Consider the following 16897-nt stretch of genomic DNA (forward strand, 5'->3'; position numbering starts at 1 on the left):
GGGCATGCGATTTACTCTTCCGCCTTCCCGGTGCAAACGAAATGTTCACAACGAACTGTTGACTTCTTGTCGTGTCCCGCCCGATGCTGGACCCATGTCACCGACTCCCGAGCAGCCCCAGGCCGCCGACCCCTTCACGCCCCCGCACCCCGAACAGGCCCGCACCCACCGGGTCTACGCCTCGCTGATGCGCGTCGCCGAGCGGCACGCGGCCGACGAGGACCAGCGCAAGCGGCAGGTCCACCCCGCCGTGCTCGGTCCGCACGAGGCGGTCAGGCTGGTGGCGTTCCTGCTCAGCGGCGCGGCGAAGCCCGTCGAAGGGGAGCCGGAGGTGGACCACGCGGACATCACCGCGGCGCTCACCCTGCTGCCGATGGTCCGCGGCGAGCTGGACGAGCTGGAGACCGGGCTGCTCCAGATGGCGCGGGGGCGCGGCATGACCTGGCCGGAGATCGCTTTCGGCCTCGGGCTCGGCACCCCGCAGGCCGCGCGGCAGCGGTACGAACGGCTGGCCTCGCGCACGGCGGGCGAGGGTGAGGAGGGGGCATGATTCCCACCGCGCCCCCGGCCACCGGCGTCCGTACCCCCTGGGAGCAGCTCCCCGCGCACGTGAAGGGCGCGCTGGAGGCCGAGCTCGGCGGGACCGTGGTGGCCGCGACGACGCAGCGCGGCGGCTTCTCGCCCGGCGTCGCGGCGCGGGTGCGGCTCGGCGACGGGCGGCGCGCCTTCGTCAAGGCCGTCAGCGCCGATGCCAACCCCGGCAGTCCCCGTCTGCACCGCGCCGAGGCCCGGCACTCCGCCGCCCTGCCGGACTCCGTGCCCGCGCCCCGGCTCCTCGCGTCCTACGACGACGGGCTCTGGGTCGCCCTCGCCTTCGAGGACGTCGAAGGGCGTCAGCCGCACGTGCCGTGGCGCGCCGACGAGTTCGCCCTCGTACTCGACGCGGTGGCTGAGCTCTCGGCCGCGCTGACGCCCGCGCCCATCGAGGCGCGGTCCGTCGTGGACACGGAGGGGGAGAGCTTCCGGGGCTGGCAGCAGCTGATCGAGGCCGACGGGGCAGTGCTCGAACGGCTCGACCCGTGGACGCGCCGCAACCTGCACGGCCTCGCCGAACTCGCCTCCCCCTGGCCCGAGTTCGCGTCGGGCGACACCCTCGCCCACGCCGACCTGCGCGCCGACAACATGCTGATCACCCCCGAGGGGCGGGTCGTCTTCGTCGACTGGCCGCACGTCGTGCGCGCCGCGCCCTGGTTCGACCTGCTCGTCATGCTGCCGTGCGTGCGCGCCCAGGGCGGACCCGACCCGGAGGACGTGTTCACCGCCCACCCCGTGGGCAGGGACGCGGACCCGGCGGGCGTGAGCGCCACGCTCGCCGCCCTCGCGAGCTACTTCGTACGGGGATCCCTGAAGCCCGAACCGCCGGGGCTGCCGACCCTGCGCGCCTTCCAGGCCGCCCAGGGCGCGGCCGCCCTCGACTGGCTCAGGAAGCGGCTCGGACCAGCGCTGCCATGACGCGCGTGTCCTCGCCCATCTCCGGATGCCACTGCACGCCCAACACCCAGGAAGGGCCCGGGAGTTCGACGGCCTCGACGGTGCCGTCCGCCGCGTGCGCGGACACCACGAGGTCCTTGCCGAGCCGGTCCACCGCCTGGTGGTGGTAGGTCGGCACGGCCGTCTCCTCCGGGGCCACGCTCGCGTACCGCGTGCCGGGCACCGGAGTGACCGCGTGCGTGCCGAAGACGCCGGTCCCCGCCGTATGCCCGTCCATGTGCTGCACCAGCGTGCCGCCGAGCGCCACGTTCAGGAGCTGCATGCCGCGGCAGATGCCGAGCAGCGGCGTCCCCGACGCCAACGCGGCCTCGATGAGGGCCAGTTCCCAGGCGTCCCGTTCCCGCGCGGGCGGCCCGGTGCGCTCCTCGCGCTCGGCGCCGTACCGCACGGGTTCGACGTCGGGCCCGCCCGCGACGACCACGCCGTCGAGGCGGGCGACGACATCGGCGGCGTACGAGGGATCGTCCGGGGGCACCATCGAGGCGAGGCCGCCCGCCGCCTGCACCAGGCGGGGATACCCGGCGGGCAGCAGGGCCGCGGGCAGCTCCCACACGCCCCAGCCCACCTTGGACTCCAGATAGGTGCTGACTCCGATCAGCGGCCTGCCGCTCACTGCGTTCTCCTTCACCCAGGTGATCAGTTGCGTGGTGATCAGTTGCGTCGTGATCAGTCGCGTGCCAACTCTGCCTCCGCCGCCGCGAGCGCCGCGAACTCCTCCTCCGGTGCGCGCGCCACCAGGTGCTTGCGGCTGTACATCCCGAAGTAGCCGATCGCGACCACGTACACCCCGAGCGCGATGAGCGCCGCCGTCACGTCCACCAGGAACGTCGCGACCAGCGCGGCACAGGCGAGGACCAGGGCCACCGACGACGTCAGGATGCCGCCGGGCGTGCGGTAGGGGCGCTCCAGGTCCGGCTCGCGGCGGCGCAGGACGATGTGCGAGAGGGACATCAGGGCGTACGAGATGGTGGCGCCGAACACCGCGACGTTCAGCATGCGGGCGCCGTCCCCGGTCGCCGCCGCGAGCCCGAAGCCGATCGCGCCGGGGACCAGCAGGCCCAGGTAGGGCGCCTTGCGGCTGCTGGTGAGGGAGAGGAAGCGGGGCAGGTAGCCCGCGCGGGAGAGCGCGAAGAGCTGGCGCGAGCCCGCGTAGATGAGGGAGAAGAAGGACGCCACCAGGCCCGCGAGACCCGCGTAGTTGACGATGCGGCTGAGCGTGGTCGCCTTGCCGCCCGGCTGCAGCGCCTCCACCAGCGGATTGCCCGCGCCCTGGAGGGCGTTCGCGCCGCGCGCCCCGGCGGACGCGAAGAAGGTGAGGAGCGCGAGCACGACGAGGATGGCCATCGACCAGCGGATCGCGCGCGGCAGCGTGCGTGCGGGGTCCTTGGTCTCCTCGGCCGCCAGCGGCACGCCCTCGACGCCGAGGAAGAACCACATGCCGAACGGGAACGCCGCCCAGATGCCCAACAGGCCCATCGGCAGCCAGGAGTTGGCGCCGAAGGCGGACGAGTCCACCGGGATGTCGTTGAGCTTGGAGGCGTCGAAGTCCATGAAGGCGCCGACCGCGAAGACGAGCAGCGCGGCCACCGCGATGCCGGTGACGACGAAGCTGAAGCGCAGCGCCTCGCCGACGCCCCACAGGTGGATGCCGATGAACACGACGAAGCAGGCGAGGTAGACCGGCCAGCCCGAGGTCAGGCCGAACAGGCCGAGCGACTCGACGTAGTCGCCGATGAAGATGGAGATGGCCGCGGGCGCCAGGACGTACTCGATGAGGATCGCCGTGCCGGTCAGGAAGCCGCCCCAGGGGCCGAGCGCCCGGCGCGCGAAGCCGTAGCCGCCGCCCGCGGTGGGCAGCACGGACGACAGCTCGGCGAGCGAGAAGACCATGCACGCGTACATCACGCCCATGAGGCCCATCGCGATGGCGAGACCGCCGAAGCCGCCCTCCGCGAGGCCGAAGTTCCAGCCGGAGTAGTCACCGGAGACGACATAGGCGACGCCGAGTCCGGTGAGGAGCAGCCAGCCCGCGCTGCCCCTGCGGAGCGTCCTGCGTTCCAGATAGTCGTCCGCCGGTTCGGCGGCACTCGGCTTGGTGGACTCCACGGTCATGGCACGGCTCCTATGCGGCGGCAGGCGGCAGGCATATGGATCAGCTCAGGGCACTCAATGGAACGGATCCATACCTTTGCCGTGCGGCGGGCGAGAAATCAAGCCCCCTGCGTTACCTGTTGGTTAACCACTCCTCACGTGAGGAACCCCCGCAGCAGCGCCGCCGTCCCCGCGCAGTGCTCCCGCATCATCTCCCGCGCCCCGTCCGCGTCCCCGTCGAGCACCGCGTCGACGAGTGCGGTGTGCTGACGCTGCGAGTGCTCCAAGTTCCGTACCAGCAGCGGGATGCAGTCAAGCAGGTCGTTGACCGTGGCGCGGACCGCCGCGTACTGCGCGGTGAGCGTCGGCGACCCGCACAGCTCGGCGAGCGTGAGGTGCAGGAGGGTGTCCAGGCGGCGGTACTCCGACAGGGGCGCGTCATGCGTCTGGGCGAGCGCCGTGCGCAGCCGGTCCGCCTGCTCGCCGGTGAGTCCGTGCGCGGCGCAGAGTCCGGCCGCGCCCACTTCGAGCACCTCGCGGAAGCGCAGCGCGTCCTCCACGTCGACGTCCTTGATGCGGCGGCGCAGCTCGTCCTCGCCGGGCGCCTCGGGGCGCTGCCGCACGAACGTGCCGCCGTAGCGGCCGCGCCGCGATTCCACCAGGCCCTGGTCCTGGAGCACTTTCAGGACCTCGCGCAGCGTGACCCGGCTGATGCCGAGCCGGTCCGCCAACTCCCGCTCCGACGGCAGGCGTTCGCCGCCAGGCACCAGGCCGAGCCGGACCACCTGGAGGATCTGCTCCAGGGCCTCCTCGAAGCCGTTGCCCGCCCGCACCGGGCGAAGCACCGGTGCCAGCCGGTCGTCGTCCGGCGCGGCCGCCGCCGCGCCTTCTTCCGTGCCCTCTTCCGTGTGCGACATGCCCGTACCCCCTTCCCAAGCAATGGTTCTCCGCAATACCTTATGGCTCCCGGCTGACCCAAGGAGGCTTTTCCCGTGGCAGACCGCACACCCCCGCTCGCCGTCGAGGAGCTGAAGGCCCTCGTCGCGAGCGGCGAGATCGACACTGTCGTCCTGGCCTTCCCCGATATGCAAGGGCGGCTCCAGGGCAAGCGGTTCGCCGCCCGCTTCTTCCTCGACGAGGTCCTCGAACACGGCACGGAGGGCTGCAACTACCTCCTCGCCGTCGACACCGAGATGAACACCGTCGACGGATACGCGATGTCCTCCTGGGACCGCGGCTACGGCGACTTCGCCATGCACGCCGACCTCGCCACCCTGCGCCGCGTCCCCTGGAACGAGGGCACCGCGATGCTGATCGCGGACCTCGCCTGGAACGACGCCTCGCCCGTGGTCGCCGCGCCCCGGCAGATCCTCCGCCGCCAGCTGGAGCGCCTGGCCGAACTCGGCTTCACCGCGCACGTCGGCACGGAGCTCGAATTCATCGTCTTCAAGGACACCTACGAGCAGGCCTGGGACGCCGGATACAAGGACCTCACCCCGGCCAACCAGTACAACATCGACTACTCGGTGCTCGGCACAGGGCGGATCGAGCCACTGCTCCGCCGCATCCGCAACGACATGTCGGCCGCCGGACTGATCGTCGAGTCGGCCAAGGGCGAGTGCAACCCGGGCCAGCACGAGATCGTGTTCAAGTACGACGAGGCCCTGGTCACCTGCGACCAGCACGCCATCTACAAGACCGGCGCCAAGGAGATCGCGTCCCAGGAAGGCGTCTCGCTCACCTTCATGGCGAAGTTCAACGAGCGCGAGGGCAACTCCTGTCACATCCACCTCTCGCTCCAGGACGCCGACGGCACCAACGTCATGGCGGGATCCGCGGACGACCCCGGCGGCATGTCGCCCGTCATGCGGCACTTCCTCGCGGGCCAGCTCGCCGCGCTGCGCGACTTCTCCCTCCTCTACGCGCCCAACATCAACTCCTACAAGCGGTTCCAGCAGGGCTCCTTCGCGCCGACCGCCGCCGCCTGGGGCTACGACAACCGCACCTGCGCGCTCCGCGTCGTCGGCCACGGCCGCTCGCTGCGCTTCGAGAACCGCCTTCCCGGCGGCGACGTCAACCCGCACCTCGCGGTCGCGGGTCTGGTCGCCGCGGGCCTGTACGGCATAGAGCAGAAGCTCGAACTGCCCGACGAGTGCACGGGCAACGCCTACACCGGCGACTACGAGCACGTGCCCACCACCCTGCGCGAGGCCGCCGAGCTCTGGGAGAACAGCCCCATCGCCAAGGCCGCCTTCGGCGACGAAGTGGTCGCGCACTACCGCAACATGGCGCGGGTCGAACTGGACGCCTTCGACTCCGCGGTGACCGACTGGGAGCTCCGCCGCTCCTTCGAACGCATGTGAGGCACCCTTGCTCGACGTACGTAACCTCGAAGTACTGAACCCGGCGACGGAAGAGGTCGTCGCGACCGTCCCCGCCGCCACCCCGCAGGACGTCGACGCCGCCGTCGCCCGTGCCGCGCGCGCCCAGGAACAGTGGGCCGCGGCCGCCCCCGCCGACCGGGCGAGGCTGCTGCGCCGCTTCGCCGCCCAGGTGGACGAACACCTGGAAGAACTCGCCCAGTTGGAGGTGCGGGAGGCCGGTCACGTCATCGGCAACGCCCGCTGGGAGGCGGGCAACGTCCGCGACCTCCTCGACTTCTCGGCCGGCGGCGTGGAGCGCCTCAACGGGCGGCAGATCCCCGTGCCCGGCGGCCTGAACGTCACCGTCCTCGAACCCCTCGGGGTCGTGGGCGTCATCGCCCCCTGGAACTTCCCGATGCCGATCGCCGCGTGGGGCACCGCCCCCGCTCTCGCGGCGGGCAACGCGGTGATCCTCAAGCCCGCCGAGACGACCCCGCTCACCGCGCTCCGCCTAGCCGAACTCGCCCTGGCGGCAGGCCTGCCCGAAGGCCTCTTCCAGGTCCTGCCCGGCGAGGGCGGCGTCGCGGGCAACGCGCTGGTGGAGCACCCCGGCGTCGCCAAGATCGTGTTCACCGGATCCACCCGCGTCGGCAAGCAGATCATGGCCAGGTGCGCCGACCGCGTGAAGCGCCTGACCCTCGAACTCGGCGGCAAGAGCCCGAACATCGTCTTCGCCGACGCCGACGTGGAGGCCGCCGCCCTTGCCACCCCCATGTCGTACCTCGACAACTCGGGACAGGACTGCTGCGCCCGCACCCGCGTCCTGGTCCAGCGCTCGGTGTACGACCGCTTCCTGGAGGTCGTGACGCCCGCGATCGAGTCCGTCGTGGTGGGCGACCCGGCCGACGAGAAGACCCAGATGGGCCCGCTGATCTCCAGGACCCAGCTGGACCGCGTCCGCGCCCACGTCACCCCCGGCGACGGCATCCACGGGACGGCGCCCGAAGGACCCGGGTTCTGGTTCCCGCCGACGCTGCTCACCGACGTGGACCCGGCCGCCCCGGTCGCCACGGAGGAGGTCTTCGGACCCGTCGCCGTCGTCATCCCCTTCGATGACGAGGCCGACGCGATCCGGCTCGCCAACGCCACCGACTACGGCCTCTCCGGCTCCATCTGGACCCGTGACGTCGGCCGGGCCCTGCGGGTGTCCGGGGGAGTCAGGGCAGGCAACCTGTCCGTCAACTCGCACTCCAGCGTGCGCTATTGGACCCCGTTCGGGGGTTACAAGCAGTCCGGACTCGGCCGTGAACTCGGCCCGGACGCGCTCGCCGCATTCACGGAAACCAAGAACGTCTTCATCAGCACGGAGGCCTGAACCCATGTCAGAGAACATCTGCCGCCGCCTGGTCGGCCGTACCGCCGTCATCACCGGCGCGGGCAGCGGCATCGGCCTCGCCACCGCGCGCCGCCTCGCCTCCGAGGGCGCCAACGTCGTCTGCGGCGACATCGACGAGAGCGCGGGCAAGGCCGCCGCCGAGGAGGTCGGCGGGACCTTCGTGAAGGTCGACGTGACCGACGCCGAGCAGGTCGAGGCGCTCTTCAAGACGGCGTTCGACACCTACGGCTCCGTCGACATCGCCTTCAACAACGCGGGCATCTCGCCGCCCGATGACGACTCCATCCTGGACACGGGCCTTGAGGCCTGGAAGCGCGTCCAGGACGTCAACCTCACCTCCGTGTACCTGTGCTGCAAGGCCGCCATCCCCTACATGCGGCGCCAGGGCAAGGGCTCGATCATCAACACCGCGTCGTTCGTGGCGAGGATGGGCGCGGCGACCTCCCAGATCTCGTACACGGCCTCCAAGGGCGGCGTCCTCGCCATGTCCCGCGAGCTGGGCGTGCAGTTCGCCCGCGAGGGCATCCGCGTCAACGCGCTCTGCCCGGGCCCGGTCAACACCCCGCTCCTCCAGGAGCTGTTCGCCAAGGACCCCGAGCGGGCCGCGCGCCGCCTCGTGCACATCCCCGTGGGCCGCTTCGCGGAGGCCGAGGAGATGGCGTCCGCGGTGGCGTTCCTCGCCAGCGACGACTCCTCGTTCGTGAACGCCACGGACTTCCTCGTCGACGGCGGCCTCACCGGGGCGTACGTCACCCCGCTCTAGCAGTTCACCCCACCGTCATCCACCCGTCAGCCGGGCGTCGCACGACGCCCGGCTGACCTGCGTAAACACTGGAGCGTGTTCGTGAACTTCAAGCGCCGCGCCGCCGCGGCCACCGCAGTCCTCGCCGTCGCCGGAGCCGGTCTCGTCACCGTCCAGGCCACCGCGGAAGCCACTCAGCCCGCATCCCACGCGCGGCCGGAGTCCTGCCCCGACCTCACTGTCTCGAAGGGCTGGTACGGCGCGAACAAGGCGCGGCTCCAGCGGATGATCGACGCGTACGGCCACTGCGGCCCCCAGCGCCACAAGGGCGGCGCCAAGCCGGTCGCCACCTTCGACTGGGACAACACCGTCATCAAGAACGACATCGGCGACGCCACCATGTTCTGGCTGCTGCGCAACGGCAAGATCCGCACGCCCGAGCGCGGCGACTGGCGCACCACGAGCCGCTATCTGACCGCCCCCGCGGCCAAGGCCCTGGCGAGGGCCTGCCCGGGCCCCGGCACCACCCTGCCCACGCGCCACGACACCGCCTGCGCCGACGAGATCCTCTCCGTCTACAGCGAGGGCGCCACCACCGCGGGCAAGGCGGCCTTCGACGGCTTCGACCACCGCCGCATGGAGCCGCAGTACGCCTGGCTCGCCCAGCTCACCCGCGGCTGGTCCACCCGCCAGGTCAAGCACTTCGCGGCCGCCGCCCGCAAGGAGAACCTCGCCGCGCCCATCGGCACGGAACAGCGGGTCGGCACCAAGAAGGTCACCGGCTGGGTCCGCTACTACGACCAGCAGCGCGACCTGATCCGTACGCTCAAGAAGGCGGGCTTCGACGTCTACGTGGTCTCCGCGTCGCCCGAGCCGATCGCCGAGGTGTGGGGCAAGGGCGTGGGCGTCGACGCCCAGCACACCATCGGCATCCGCAACGTCACCGAGCACGGCAGGCACACGGCCCGTCTCAAGGGCTGCGGCACCGTGCGGGACGGCGACGACTCGATGATCACCTACATCGACGGCAAGCGCTGCTGGATCAACAAGGAGATCTTCGGCGTGCGCGGCGCGGCCGCCGAGAAGGTCCAACCGGCCGCGAAGCGCCAGGTGTTCGCGGCGGGCGACTCCGACACGGACATCTCCTTCCTGCGCGACGCCACCGCCCTGCGGCTCGTCCTGAACCGCAACAAGAACGAGCTGATGTGCCGCGCCTACGAGAACGGCGACGGCCGCTGGCTGGTCAACCCCATGTTCATCGAGCCCAAGGGCAAGAAGGCCGACCCCTACCCCTGCGCCACCACCGGCTACACCGAACGGGACGGACGGGAGGGCCCGGTGCGCCGCGCGGACGGCTCGGTGATCCCCGATCAGCGGGACACGGTGTACGGGGCGTCGACGGCATCGTCAGCGCGGTAGGACTGATGTACGGTCCACTCACATGCGTAACAGAAACATTTTGGCGCTGACCCTGGCCACGGCCGCCACCCTCGCGGCGGCCGCGTCCACGGCTCTCCCCGCGGCCGCCGCCACGGCCGCGCACCCCGCGAACTCCCGCACCGCAGGGAGCCATTGCCCGCAGCTGTCGAAGAAGCTGAGCTGGTACGGCGAGAACCGCGCCAAGCTCCAGCGGACCATCGACGAGCGCGGCACCTGCGCGAACCCGGACCTGGGGCACGGCAAGAGCAAGCGTCCCGTCGCCGCGTTCGACTGGGACAACACCATCACCAAGAACGACGTGACCGACGCGACCATCGCCTGGTCGCTGCGGCACGACAAGATCCTGCGCCCGGCGAGCTGGAAGTCCACCAGCAAGTGGATGACCGACGACGCCGACCGCGCGCTCACCAAGGCGTGCGGCACGAAGGTGCCCGTCGGCAAGCCGCTGCCCACCTCCACCAACACCGCCTGCGCCGACGAGATCTTCGAGGTGCGCGAGGACGGCAAGACGATGAGCGGCGCCGCCGCCTTCGCGGGGGAGTGGGACCACCGGCACACCGTCCCGCAGTACGCCTGGGTGCCGCAGCTCTTCGCCGGGCACACCGTCCCCGAGCTGGAGTCGTACGCCGCCAAGGCCCGCAAGGAGGCGCTCGCCGCCCCCATCGGCGCAACCCAGACCGTCGGCACCCACGAGATCCCCGGCTACGTCCGCTACTACGACCAGCAGCGCGACCTGATCCGTACGCTCAAGAAGGCCGGGTTCGACGTCTACATCGTCTCGGCGGGCTCGGAGCCGGTCACCGAGGTGTGGTCCAAGGGCGTGGGCATCGACCGCGAGCACACCGTCGCGATCCGCTCGGTCCTGGACCGCAAGGGCCGCATCACCACCTGGAACCAGGGCTGCGGCGGCGTCCCCGTCAACAAGGGCGAGGCCATCCCGTACATCGACGGCAAGCGCTGCTGGATCAACCAGGAGATCTACGGGATCAAGGGCAAGGCGGCCTGGGACCAGCAGGACTTCCGGCACCGCATCGCGCTCGGCGGCGGCGACGCCGACACGGACGTGACGTTCGTCGCCGACGCCACCGGCGCCCACCTCGTGCTGAACCGCAACAAGAGCGAGTTCATGTGCCGGGCCTACGACAACGCGGACGGCCGCTGGGTCGTGAACCCCATGTTCATCGAGCCGCTGCCGCGGAAGAGCGGCACCTACCCCTGCTCGACCGCCGCGTACAACGAGCACGACGGGAGCAAGGGGCCGGTCCTGCGCGACAACGGCTCGGTGGTGCCGGACCAGCAGGACTCCGTCTACTGATTGTTTCTCTGCGCTTCCAGCGAAGCGCCTAGAGTGCCGGGATGAGCATGTCGCCGCCGCCCGGCTGGTACCCGGACCCCCACCAGCCCTCCGTCGAGCGCTGGTGGGACGGGACCGCCTGGACCGAGCACCGCCGGACCCCCGAAGCCGCCCAACAGCCCGGGGCGCAGCAGGGGTTCGGACCCGCCGACCCGGCCGTGACCACGGTGATGGCCCCGGCCAGGGCCGGTGGCGGCCGAGCCAAGGTCGTCGCGCTGACCGTCGCGGGTGTCGTCCTCGTCGGGGCGATCGTCACCGGCGCCTTCTTCCTCACCGACGACGGGGACCCGCAGGGCGGCACCCCCGCGCCGACCGAGCCCGTGGCGGGCAGCACCGAGCCGACGGCGACGAAGTCGTCGGCGACCTCGACGGCCGACCCCGACCCGGACACCCTCGTCGACGACCTCAACGGCATCACGCTCCCCGTCCCCAAGGGCTGGGAGAAGGACGGCGACACCATCGGCGGCGGCGCCAGCATCCAGACCCCGGACATCGTCGACTGCCCGGGCGACTCCGGCCTCTGCCGCGAGGGCATCGTCACGTCGAACACCGTGACGGATTCGGACGAGACCGACCCCAAGGCCATCGCCCGCGGCGACATCAAGGACGCCGCGGACGCCGCCTACGACACGGACAAGCTGGACAAGCACCCCTACGGCGGCATCACGCGGCACGAGAAGCTCAAGGAGGGCCAGATCGCGGTCGCGGGCCGCTCCGGCTACTACGTGCGCTGGCGCGTCCACACCGCGAAGGGGGACGGCGGCTACGTCCAGTCGCTGTCGTTCGCGTCGAGCGTCGGCTCGGAGTCGATGATCATCGTCCGCTTCTCCGTCGGCGCGGGGGACGGGGCGCCACCGGTCTCCGTCATGGACGAGATCACCCGGGGGATCAGGTCGGTCGACGACAGCGCGACCGGCGGCGGCGTGGGCAGTGACGTGGGGCCGACGCCCTGACGCCGTGACGTTCCGCCGTACGGAAGGGACGTGAGCGTCAGAGGAACGTGTGGCCCTCGCCCCGGTACGTCGGCACGCTCGCCGTCACCTCGTCGCCCTCGACCAGACGCAGCGTGTCGAACCGCTCGCACAGCTCACCGGCCTTCGCGTGCCGGAACCACACCTTGTCGCCGATCAGCAGATCGTCGGCGGGCGGGCCGTGCAGCGGTGTCTGCACCTCGCCCGCGCCCTCCTGCGGGTCGTACCGCAGCCCTTCGGGGAGGTACGGCACCGGCGAGCGGTCGGCGCCCGCGACCCCCGACGCCGGATAGCCGCCGCCCAGCACCGTCACGATCCCCACACCCGGCCTGCGCACCACCGGCTGCGCGAAGAGCGCGGCAGGACGCCCGCTGAACGACGTGTAGTTGTCGAAGAGCCGCGGTACGAAGAGCCCGGACCCCGCGGCGATCTCCGTCACCGCGCGCTCGGCCGCGGTGTGCTGCACGCTGCCGGTCCCGCCGCCGTTCACGAACTCCAGCTCTGGCGCGACCCCGCGCACCGCCGCGATGGTCTCGGCCCGGCGCTCGGCGAGCTCCTTGCGGGCCGCGGCCTGCATCATCCGGATCGCCCGCGAGCGCGCGGGATGCCCCTCGACCGCGTCGCCGACCCCGGCCACATGGCCCTCGTACGCCATGACGCCCACCAGCTTGAACCCCGGCCGACGCGCGATGGCGCGGGCCAGCGCGGCGACCTGGACGGGCGAGTGCAGCGGAGAGCGCAGCGCGCCGATCCGCACCTTGCCGCCGAGGGCCTTGAAGGAGGTGTCCAACTCCAGGCAGACCCGCACCTCTTCGGTGCCGCCGTTCCTCGCCTCGTCGATGAGGCGCAGCTGGGCCGGGTCGTCGACCATCACGGTCACGGCGGCCGCGAGCTTCGGGTCGGCGGCCAGCTCGGCGAAGCCGGACCGGTCGGCCGACGGATAGGCGAGCAGCACGTCGTCGAAGCCGGAGCGGGCCAGCCACAGCGACTCGGCGAGCGTGAACGACATGATCCCGGCGAAGCCCTCGCGGGCGAGGACCCGTTCGAGCAGGGCCCGGCAGCGCACGGACTTGCTCGCGACCCGGATCGGCTTCCCCCCGGCTCGGCGCACCAGGTCGTCCGCGTTGGCGTCGAAGGCGTCCAGGTCGACGATGGCGACGGGGGCGTCGAGATGTGCGGTGGCCCGGTCGTAGCGGGCCCGGTCTGCGGCACGGGCAGTCATGGCCGAAGCTTGCCAGACACGATTACCCGAGGGTAGGGGGATGATCCGGGCAGATCGCCCGGGGCGCGGACGGGGTTCCCTCGCGACCTGCGTCTGCCCGTAGAGTGACGCGCACGGAGCCTCGCCGGGCCGAGCGTTCCGGCGGCCGAGCGCGAGGAGACGGGGGAGCATGAGCACGGAGGCGCCTCGCAGCCCCATTCCCCCGCGCCCCACCACGCCGCCGCCCCGCCCCGGCAGCACGCCGCCGCCCCGTCCAGGCACCCCGCCGGACGCCGCCGACCGGGACCGCGATCCGGAACCGCCGCCCGCCCCTTCGGCCCGCTTCCCCGACGTCCCGCCCCCGGTCGACCGCGACTGGGTCCTCGGCAGCCCGCGCCCGCGCGCGGCGGCCGAGGCATCGGCGACGGCCGACGACGAGCCCGCCAAGGCGGCCCGCATAGAGGACCTGCTGGCCCCCTTCGAACAGGCCCGCGCGGAACGCGAGGCCGCGGGCGCCCTCCCCGAAACCCCGCCGCCGCCCCCGGCATCGGCCCGCCTGCCCGACGCCCCGCCGACGGTCACGACGCTGCCCCCCGACGCACCCGCGAAGGACGAGGGCGACGACGAGGGCGAGTCCGGCGACGGCGAAGTCCAAGCCGACGACGACGGCGGCACTCCGCCCGAAACCCCGGTCGACGAAGCGGCCGCGCGGGTGACACCTCCCTCCCTGCCCCCACAGCCGTCCGCACCCCCGCAGCCGTCCGCCCCTCCGCACCCCTCCGAGCCGCCGGTCCCGCCCGTGCTGCCCGCCGCGCCGACCCGCACCGGCAGCGGGCTGCCGCCCGCGCGCGGTGTGCCGCCCGAGGAGATCACGGCCCGACTGCGCCCCGTCACCGAGGAGTTGGCGCCGCCCGCGGCCGCTCCCCGTACGGCCGCCGATGCCCTGCCCGCCCCTCGTACCGGCGAGAACCGGCCCCGCGCGGCGGCTGCCCGCCGAGCCGTCGGAGCCGTCGACCTGACGCCGGGGCCCGGCACGGGACGGCCCTTCGTGTCGTTCGCGCGGCCCGCGATGTACGACGACAGCACCACGCGGCTGCGACCCGTGGGCCTGCGCCCCCGCGCGGCCGCCGCGGCGGCCTGTTTCGTCATCGGGCTCGGCCTCATCGGCGGCGCGGTGACCGGGAGTTGGCTGACCGGCGAGTCCGGCGCCGCGGGCGGCACCCGCAGCTCGTACGCGGTCACCGGGGAGCTGTGGCACAGCGTTCCGGTCGACAAGCTCTTCCCGCCCGTCATCAAGGGCGAGGGCGCGGGCCCCGGCGGCGCCGACCGCTCCTGGACCCGGATCGCCATCGCCCCGGACAGCGGCTGCCGGGCCGCCTTCGACCCGCTCCTGAAGAAGGCACTCGCCCCGGTCGGCTGTCTGCGGCTGCTGCGCGCCACCTACGCCGACGCCACCAGCAGTCATGTCACCACGGTGGGGCTGCTGTTCACCAAGGCGAACGCCGAGGGCATGCGGTCCCTGCGGAACCGTTTCACGGAGGAGGGCCTGGACCGGCGTCCCGATCTGATGCCCCGTCCGTACGCCGCCAAGGGCACCCCCGCCGCGGGCTTCGGCGACGCGCAGCGCGCCTCCTGGATCGTGTCCGTCCTCCCGGACGCACCTGTCGTGGCGTACGCCGTCTCCGGTTTCGCCGACGGGCGCGCCGTCACCGAACCGGAGTCCGCCACCGAGGCGATGGGCGCGGACACCACATCGGCGCCCGCCCAGTCCGGACTCGGCTACGAGGCCAAGGGCATCGCCGACCGCGTCGAGCGGGGCCTGCGCAAGACCATCGAGGCGGAGGGGAAGAGCTGATGAGGACCCCTCGGCCGTTCCTCGTCGCGGCGGTCGCCGCCGCCCTGACCGTGGCACCGGCCGCCACCGCGTACGCCGACGACGGCATCCGCGTCCAGCAGTGGGGCCTTGCGGCCATGCACACGTCGCAGGCGTGGGAGACCACCAAGGGCAAGGGCGTCACCGTCGCGGTCCTGGACACCGGCGTCGACTCCAGCCACCCCGACCTCGCGGGCAACGTCATCGAGGGCAAGGACATGGTCGGCTTCGGCGCGGGCCGCGGCGATCGCCCCTGGGCCAGGCACGGCACCGCGATGGCCGGGATCATCGCGGGCCACGGACACGGCCCCGGCCGCGGTGACGGCGTGCTCGGCATCGCCCCCCAGGCCAAGATCCTGCCGGTCCGCGTGATCCTCGAAGACGGCGACCCGGCCCGCAAGAAGGCCCGCAGCACCCGGGGCAACGCACTGGCCGAAGGCATCCGCTGGGCCGCCGACCACGGCGCCGACGTCATCAACCTCTCGCTCGGCGACGACTCCAAGTCCGCCCACCCCGAACCGGCCGAGGACGCCGCCGTGCAGTACGCCCTGAAGAAGGGCGTCGCCGTCGTCGCCTCCGCGGGCAACGGCGGCAAGCTGGGCGACCACGTCTCCTACCCGGCGGCCTACCCCGGCGTGATCGCCGCCACCGCCGTCGACGAGAACGGCGAGCGCGCCGCCTTCTCCACCCGCCGCTGGTACGCCACCGTCGCCGCGCCCGGCGACGACATCGTCATCGCCGACCCGGACGGCGAGTACTACGAGGGCTGGGGCACCAGCGCGGCCTCCGCCTTCGTCTCGGGCGCCGTCGCCCTGCTCCGCGCCGCGCACCCCGATCTGACCCCCGCGCAGCTCAAGCAGCTCCTGGAGGACACCGCGCGCGACGCCCCGGCGGGCGGCCGCGACGACTCCCGCGGCTACGGCCTCGTCGACCCGGCGGCCGCCCTCACCCGGGCGGGCAAGCTCAAGCCGGAGGGGCTGCGCGCGTCGGCGTACGCACCGGAGTACTTCGGCGGGGGACCCGACCCCGCGGAACTCGACGAAGGACCCGCGGGCTGGGTGGGCCCGGTCGCGGGCGGCACCGGCGTGGCCCTGCTCGCCGCCGCCGTCTATCTGTGGCGGGGCAGGCGCGGCCCGGCGAGAAGGCGCCCCGGCCTGCCTCTGTAGGGTCGTGGCGTGGCGAACAAGAACATTCCCGACCCCGGTTTCTCCGACGACGACGGGACGGCCGACCCCCGGCTTGCCGCGGCACTCGCCGCCTGGTCGCAGGAGCGCACGGCGCACGGCCCGGTCCTCGAAGCGCTGGCCGGGGCCCGGCTCCTGGTCCCCGTCGTCGCCGTACTCGGCGAGGTCGAGGAGGACGAGAACGGGCTCCGTCGCGAGAAGACCAGCGACATGGCGGTCCCGACGCTGAAGGCCGGTGACCGCAAGGCGCTGCCCGCCTTCACCTCGACCGAGGCGCTCGCCCTGTGGGACCCCGCGGCGCGCCCCGTCGCCGTCCCCCTGCACCAGGCGCTCCAGGCCGCCGCCCACGAGAAGGCCGACACCATCGTCCTCGACCTCGCGGGACCCGTCCCCTACGAGCTCGGCAGGTCGGCGCTGCTCGCGCTCGCCGAGGGCCGCGCGAGCGCCGACCCGCTCGCCGACCCGGCCGTCGTCGACGCGGTGCGCGCCGCGGTGGCCGCCGAGCCCGCCGTGCTCCGCGCCCATCTGGGCCCCGGCAGCTCCGACGGCATCCTCGCCCTGGTCCTCGACGCCGGGGACCCGGCGGCGGCCGCCCAGCGCGTGGCCCGGCACATCGCCGCCGACGAAACACTGAGGGCCCGCCTGGTGCGCGGCCTCGACCTGGCACTGCTGCCTGCCGAGGCGACGCCACCGGGCGAGCCCTTCTACGTGCGTACGCCGTAGGAACGGCG

At 72.7% G+C, this 16897-nt stretch carries 15 protein-coding genes; 11 read left to right on the top strand and 4 right to left on the bottom strand.

The genetic code is table 11. The features are described 5' to 3' along the window. Positions 1 to 94: 94 nt before the first annotated feature. Together CP970_RS35520 and CP970_RS35525 are read left to right on the top strand one after the other, a co-directional pair. Entirely contained in the window at positions 95 to 550 is a 456-nt protein-coding gene (locus CP970_RS35520) for a hypothetical protein (protein WP_055556251.1), read from the top strand. Beyond that, the gene (locus CP970_RS35525; protein WP_055556249.1) at positions 547 to 1512 is read left to right on the top strand and encodes an aminoglycoside phosphotransferase family protein; all 966 of its coding nucleotides are present in this window, start codon (positions 547 to 549) and stop codon (positions 1510 to 1512) included. The genes CP970_RS35520 and CP970_RS35525 overlap by 4 nt, the downstream gene beginning before the upstream one ends. On the opposite strand, the gene CP970_RS35530 is transcribed toward CP970_RS35525, so the two are convergent. From CP970_RS35530 to CP970_RS35540, 3 genes are all read right to left on the bottom strand, one after another. Beyond that, on the bottom strand, positions 1481 to 2164 hold the full coding sequence (locus CP970_RS35530) for a gamma-glutamyl-gamma-aminobutyrate hydrolase family protein (protein ID WP_055556247.1): 684 nt from the start codon (positions 2162 to 2164) through the stop codon (positions 1481 to 1483). The two genes, CP970_RS35525 and CP970_RS35530, sit on opposite strands and share 32 nt — an antisense overlap. A gap of 53 nt (positions 2165 to 2217) precedes the next feature. Then, positions 2218 to 3663: an ethanolamine permease gene (gene eat / locus CP970_RS35535; protein ID WP_055556245.1), complete on the bottom strand. Its 1446-nt coding sequence runs from the start codon at positions 3661 to 3663 to the stop codon at positions 2218 to 2220. Positions 3664 to 3797: 134 nt separating this feature from the next. Further along, positions 3798 to 4559, bottom strand: coding sequence for a FadR/GntR family transcriptional regulator (locus tag CP970_RS35540; protein ID WP_055556242.1), 762 nt, complete (start codon positions 4557 to 4559; stop codon positions 3798 to 3800). 75 nt (positions 4560 to 4634) lie between these two features. Between CP970_RS35540 and CP970_RS35545 the strand changes: the two genes are divergently transcribed. The 6 genes from CP970_RS35545 to CP970_RS35570 all read left to right on the top strand — a co-directional run bounded on the left by CP970_RS35545 (position 4635) and on the right by CP970_RS35570 (position 11890). Then, positions 4635 to 6005, top strand: coding sequence for a glutamine synthetase family protein (locus tag CP970_RS35545; protein WP_055556240.1), 1371 nt, complete (start codon positions 4635 to 4637; stop codon positions 6003 to 6005). A gap of 7 nt (positions 6006 to 6012) precedes the next feature. Next, complete coding sequence (locus tag CP970_RS35550) at positions 6013 to 7380, top strand: aldehyde dehydrogenase family protein (RefSeq protein WP_055556237.1); 1368 nt, start codon at positions 6013 to 6015, stop codon at positions 7378 to 7380. Positions 7381 to 7384: 4 nt separating this feature from the next. Next, positions 7385 to 8164 carry a 3-oxoacyl-ACP reductase gene (locus CP970_RS35555; RefSeq protein ID WP_055556235.1) on the top strand — a complete coding sequence of 260 codons (780 nt, stop codon included), beginning with the start codon at positions 7385 to 7387 and terminating at the stop codon, positions 8162 to 8164. 81 nt (positions 8165 to 8245) lie between these two features. Further along, positions 8246 to 9562, top strand: coding sequence for a haloacid dehalogenase-like hydrolase (locus CP970_RS35560; protein WP_055556255.1), 1317 nt, complete (start codon positions 8246 to 8248; stop codon positions 9560 to 9562). A 22-nt stretch (positions 9563 to 9584) separates the two neighbouring features. Next, on the top strand, positions 9585 to 10898 hold the full coding sequence (locus CP970_RS35565; protein WP_055556233.1) for an HAD family hydrolase: 1314 nt from the start codon (positions 9585 to 9587) through the stop codon (positions 10896 to 10898). Between the two features lie 41 nt (positions 10899 to 10939). After that, positions 10940 to 11890, top strand: coding sequence for a DUF2510 domain-containing protein (locus tag CP970_RS35570; RefSeq protein ID WP_055556231.1), 951 nt, complete (start codon positions 10940 to 10942; stop codon positions 11888 to 11890). 37 nt (positions 11891 to 11927) lie between these two features. Here CP970_RS35570 and CP970_RS35575 read toward each other — a convergent pair whose 3' ends face one another. Next, positions 11928 to 13130: an amino acid deaminase/aldolase gene (locus CP970_RS35575; RefSeq protein ID WP_150494404.1), complete on the bottom strand. Its 1203-nt coding sequence runs from the start codon at positions 13128 to 13130 to the stop codon at positions 11928 to 11930. 169 nt (positions 13131 to 13299) lie between these two features. Between CP970_RS35575 and CP970_RS45205 the strand changes: the two genes are divergently transcribed. The 3 genes from CP970_RS45205 to CP970_RS35590 are packed head-to-tail and all read left to right on the top strand — an operon-like array spanning position 13300 to position 16889. Continuing rightward, positions 13300 to 14964 carry a hypothetical protein gene (locus CP970_RS45205; RefSeq protein WP_224058898.1) on the top strand — a complete coding sequence of 555 codons (1665 nt, stop codon included), beginning with the start codon at positions 13300 to 13302 and terminating at the stop codon, positions 14962 to 14964. Further along, on the top strand, positions 14964 to 16148 hold the full coding sequence (gene mycP, locus CP970_RS35585; RefSeq protein WP_055546585.1) for a type VII secretion-associated serine protease mycosin: 1185 nt from the start codon (positions 14964 to 14966) through the stop codon (positions 16146 to 16148). Before CP970_RS45205 ends, mycP begins: the two co-directional genes overlap by 1 nt. 9 nt (positions 16149 to 16157) lie before the next feature. After that, on the top strand, positions 16158 to 16889 hold the full coding sequence (locus tag CP970_RS35590; RefSeq protein WP_055546587.1) for an SseB family protein: 732 nt from the start codon (positions 16158 to 16160) through the stop codon (positions 16887 to 16889). The last annotated feature ends 8 nt before the right edge of the window (positions 16890 to 16897 follow it).

The organism is Streptomyces kanamyceticus (genome assembly GCF_008704495.1).
Classification (GTDB): Bacteria; Actinomycetota; Actinomycetes; order Streptomycetales; family Streptomycetaceae; genus Streptomyces; species Streptomyces kanamyceticus.